At 59.2% G+C, this 3,716-nt stretch carries 6 protein-coding genes; 3 read left to right on the top strand and 3 right to left on the bottom strand.

The genetic code is table 11. The features are described from left to right. Window positions 1–855, bottom strand: an 855-nt coding sequence (gene gap / locus ABYO54_RS15155; protein WP_372809077.1) for a type I glyceraldehyde-3-phosphate dehydrogenase, incomplete at its 3' end; no start/stop codon positions are given. A gap of 216 nt (window positions 856–1,071) precedes the next feature. Here gap and rbfA point away from each other — a divergent pair. The 3 genes from rbfA to ribF are packed head-to-tail and all read left to right on the top strand — an operon-like array spanning window position 1,072 to window position 3,108. After that, on the top strand, window positions 1,072–1,467 hold the full coding sequence (gene rbfA, locus ABYO54_RS15150) for a 30S ribosome-binding factor RbfA (RefSeq protein ID WP_372809076.1): 396 nt from the start codon (window positions 1,072–1,074) through the stop codon (window positions 1,465–1,467). After that, window positions 1,454–2,182: a tRNA pseudouridine(55) synthase TruB gene (truB, locus tag ABYO54_RS15145; protein WP_372809075.1), complete on the top strand. Its 729-nt coding sequence runs from the start codon at window positions 1,454–1,456 to the stop codon at window positions 2,180–2,182. Before rbfA ends, truB begins: the two co-directional genes overlap by 14 nt. Next, window positions 2,179–3,108, top strand: coding sequence for a riboflavin biosynthesis protein RibF (ribF, locus tag ABYO54_RS15140; protein ID WP_372809074.1), 930 nt, complete (start codon window positions 2,179–2,181; stop codon window positions 3,106–3,108). Before truB ends, ribF begins: the two co-directional genes overlap by 4 nt. Window positions 3,109–3,131: 23 nt before the next feature. On the opposite strand, the gene ABYO54_RS15135 is transcribed toward ribF, so the two are convergent. After that, entirely contained in the window at window positions 3,132–3,398 is a 267-nt protein-coding gene (locus tag ABYO54_RS15135; RefSeq protein WP_372809073.1) for a hypothetical protein, read from the bottom strand. 26 nt (window positions 3,399–3,424) lie between these two features. After that, a partial coding sequence (locus tag ABYO54_RS15130; RefSeq protein ID WP_372809072.1) for a tetratricopeptide repeat protein occupies window positions 3,425–3,716 on the bottom strand: 292 nt, incomplete at its 5' end.

Here is a 3,716-nt window from a genome sequence, read left to right as displayed (position 1 = left end):
GCGGAAGTCGGTGGCCACAACCATATCTTCGGTGTAACCAAGGATGCCCTTGAGCTCGCCTTCGGAAGCTTCTTTCATGGCCGCGCATACATCTTCGTAGGACGCTTCCTTTTTCAGAACAACCGTCAGGTCAACAACAGACACGTCGGAGGTCGGAACACGGAAGGCCATTCCGGTCAGCTTACCGTTGAGTTCCGGGATAACCTTGCCTACCGCTTTAGCTGCACCGGTGGAAGACGGGATGATGTTTTCCAGGATGCCGCGTCCGCCTCGCCAGTCTTTCATGGAAGGACCATCAACGGTCTTCTGGGTAGCAGTCGCCGCGTGAACGGTGGTCATCAGACCCTTTTCGATGCCGAACTTGTCGTTCAGGACCTTGGCCACCGGGGCCAGGCAGTTGGTGGTGCAGGAAGCGTTGGAAACGATGTCCTGGCCAGCGTAGGAATCGGTGTTGACACCGCAAACGAACATCGGGGTCGCGTCCTTGGAAGGAGCGGAAAGAACCACTTTCTTTGCGCCGGCGGCGATGTGCTTACGAGCGGTTTCGTCGGTCAGGAAGAAACCGGTGGACTCGACGACGACTTCAGCGCCGACTTCGTCCCACTTCAGGTTAGCCGGATCACGCTCAGCGGTGATGCGGATAACGGAACCGTTTACTACGAGCGAACCGTCTTTGACTTCAACGGTGCCGGCGAAACGGCCATGTACGGAATCGTACTTGAGCATGTATGCGAGATAGTCAACGTCCAGCAGGTCGTTGATGCCTACGATTTCGATGTCTTTGCGGGCAGCTGCTGCGCGGAACACCATGCGTCCGATACGGCCGAAACCGTTAATACCAACTTTTGTTGCCATGTTATTCACCTTTCCTTATTAGGTTTTATACAAGTACTTCTGTTAAAAATGAGGGCGAACATTACCCAACCGGAAAAAGGGCGTCAACCACGTTGCTTGGCTTTTTCGCTCCTAAAATAGCGAATGGGCGTCGGCGGAATTTCCCGAACGATCGACGCCGAGGGTTGCTTTTCGCCGCCGGCGGCCTATAGTAGCGCGTTTTTCGAGGAAATTCCCATGGGCACACCACGTTTAGTCAGAGTCAACGAATTGCTGAAACGCGAGATCGCGGAAGATCTCTACCGCAACTTCATCGGATCGGATTTCGATTCGGCGGCCATCACGGTCACGCGCGTCGAGTGCGCGCCGGATCTGCGCGACGCCAATGTCTTTGTTTCGATCTTCGGGCACGAGGACAACCGCGACGGCATGATTTCATACCTCAACCGCCATCGGCAGGAGATCATCCGCCTGATGATCAAGCGCGTGAAGCTCAAATACACCCCGCGCCTGCACTTCATCCTCGACGAATCGCTCGAGGGCGGCGACCACATCCTTTCCATGCTGGCCGAGATGGAGCGCGAGAATCCCGAAGCCTTCAAAGACGACAAGGGCACCGATGAGACCGCGTAGGCGCCGCGAACCCGATCCGTTCGACGGCATCCTGCTGGTCGACAAACCCAGCGAATGGACCTCGCATGACGTCGTCGCGAAAATCCGCAACTACTTCAAGCTCGCCAAAGTCGGCCACGGCGGCACGCTCGACCCGCTGGCGACCGGCCTGCTGGTGATGCTGATCGGCAAGGGCACCAAGCTTTCCGACCGCATCATGGGCGGCGACAAAGTCTACGAGGGCACCATCCACCTCGGCATCACGACCAACTCGCAGGATGCCGACGGCGAGATCCTCGAAGAGAAGGATGCCTCGCACATCACCCGCGAAGACGTCGAAAAGGTCATTGCCGAAAACTTCATGGGCGACATCGAGCAGATTCCGCCGATGGTTTCGGCCATCAAAAAGAACGGCGTACCGCTGTATAAAATGGCGCGCAAGGGCCAGGAGATCGAACGCGAGCCGCGCAAGATCACCATCTTCGAGTTCGATGTCCTCGAATTCGCCAACCCGCTGGTTACATTTCGCGTCAAGAGCACCAAGGGCACCTATGTCCGCACCCTCGCCCACGACATCGGCCATCTGCTCGGCGTCGGCGGAAGCCTCGACGCCCTGCGGCGCACCGCCTCCGGTCCGCTCACGATCGACCGGGCCCATACGATGGAAGAGATTTTGGAATGCGACCGCGAAACGCTAGAGCAAAAGGCCATCCTGTTGAGTGATATGATCCGATGAAAATCATCCGCGCCCTCGAAGAGTTCCACGACACCCAAAGCCCCGTCATTCTTGCGGCGGGTTGCTTCGATGGCTTGCACATCGGCCACGCCGCCGTCATCAAGAAAGCGATCGAACGCGCGCGCGCCGTCGACGGCGAAGCGTGGGTGTTCACCTTCGACCCCCACCCCGCCAAGGTTCTGATGCCCGACCGTGCGCCGCCGCTGATCTTCACGACGAACCAGCAGTCCAGCCATTTGCAGGCGATGGGCGTCGACGGCTGCATCCTCCAGCCCTTCACCGTTGATTTCATGAAGCAGGAGCCCGAGGCCTTTTTTGAAAACCTATGCAACCGCATACCCGCGCTGGCGGGCATCTCGGTCGGCGAAGACTGGTCGTTCGGGCGCAACCGCGCCGGCAACGCCGAACTGCTCACCAAGCTATGCACCGAACGCGGCATGTTTTTTTCGGCCCACCCGCAAGTGTGCTGGAAGGGAGAGCGCGTATCGAGCACCCGCATCCGCGAGGCGATCAAGCTGGGCCACATGGCCGATGCCATCGGCATGCTCGGCCGGCCCGTCAGCACCATCGGCACCGTGGAACACGGCAAAAAGATCGGGCGCGTATTGGGTTACCCCACCGCCAACATCGCGCCGGAAAACGACATGCTGCCGCCGCGCGGAATCTATGCCGCCAAACTGCGCGTCGGCCAAGCCGCGTACCCGGCGGCCGCCTACATCGGCCACCGCGGCACCTTCCACGAAAACGAACCGCAAGTGCTCGAAGTCTACCTGCTCGACGAAACCGGCGTCGATCTCTACGGCCAGCACGTCGAAGTCAGCTATATCGAATACATCCGCGGCGACCAGGTTTTCGAGGACGCCGAAAAACTGAAGCAGCAGATCGTCGTCGACATCGCGGCCATCCGCAAAGCCCTGGCCAACTAGCCGGGCACCGGCGAAACCGAAACCTATCTTCGGCCGCCCGGAGGAGGCCCGGAAGGCGCTTCGTCCGCCGCAAGGAACCCATCGCCGTTGCGATCCAGCTCGGCAAAAATCTTGGCCGGCCCGTCGAACTCGCCCTTCGACACTTTTCCGTCGCCATCCTTATCGAGCCGTTTCACGAAATCGGCGCCGGAGGCATCGTTTTTACCGCCGCCGCGCGGGGGACGGCCGCCAGGCCCCTTGCAGCCCACGCTTGCGACGAGCAGCATTAAAATTCCCAATCGTTTAATCATCACGGATTCTCCTTCGGTTGAAGTATTTATGCGGCGGCGGTAACGCCGAGTGCGGCGCGACAGCTCTTGATCCCCTGCAAGGGCCACTCATCATTGCTTATTGCGAGGGCCTGTTCATAGTAGCCGATCGCCTCCTCGTAGGCTCCCAGCCGGAAAGAAAGCCAACCCGCCCGCAGAAAAACCGCATAGGATGCACGATCCTCGGCCAGGATTCGCTTGTGGATTTCAAGGGCTTTTTTGTAATCGCCCCGGCGCTCCGCCCGGCGCGATTGCTCCCAGTGCTTTTCCCGCAGATATTGTCGCTTTTCGATTGGGGTC

Source organism: Pontiella sp. (assembly GCF_041622395.1).
GTDB lineage: Bacteria > Verrucomicrobiota > Kiritimatiellia > Kiritimatiellales > Pontiellaceae > Pontiella.
The sequence above is the reverse complement of the archived record's forward strand: the minus strand, read 5'-3'. Positions and strand labels throughout refer to the sequence as shown.

Bases quoted from the DNA above. Each gene is read 5' to 3' on its own strand.
- ribF (WP_372809074.1), top strand. From the start codon at position 2,179: ATGAAAATCATCCGCGCCCTCGAAGAGTTCCACGACACCCAAAGCCCC.
- ABYO54_RS15135 (WP_372809073.1), bottom strand. From the start codon at position 3,398: ATGATTAAACGATTGGGAATTTTAATGCTGCTCGTCGCAAGCGTGGGC.
- rbfA (WP_372809076.1), top strand. From the start codon at position 1,072: ATGGGCACACCACGTTTAGTCAGAGTCAACGAATTGCTGAAACGCGAG.
- truB (WP_372809075.1), top strand. From the start codon at position 1,454: ATGAGACCGCGTAGGCGCCGCGAACCCGATCCGTTCGACGGCATCCTG.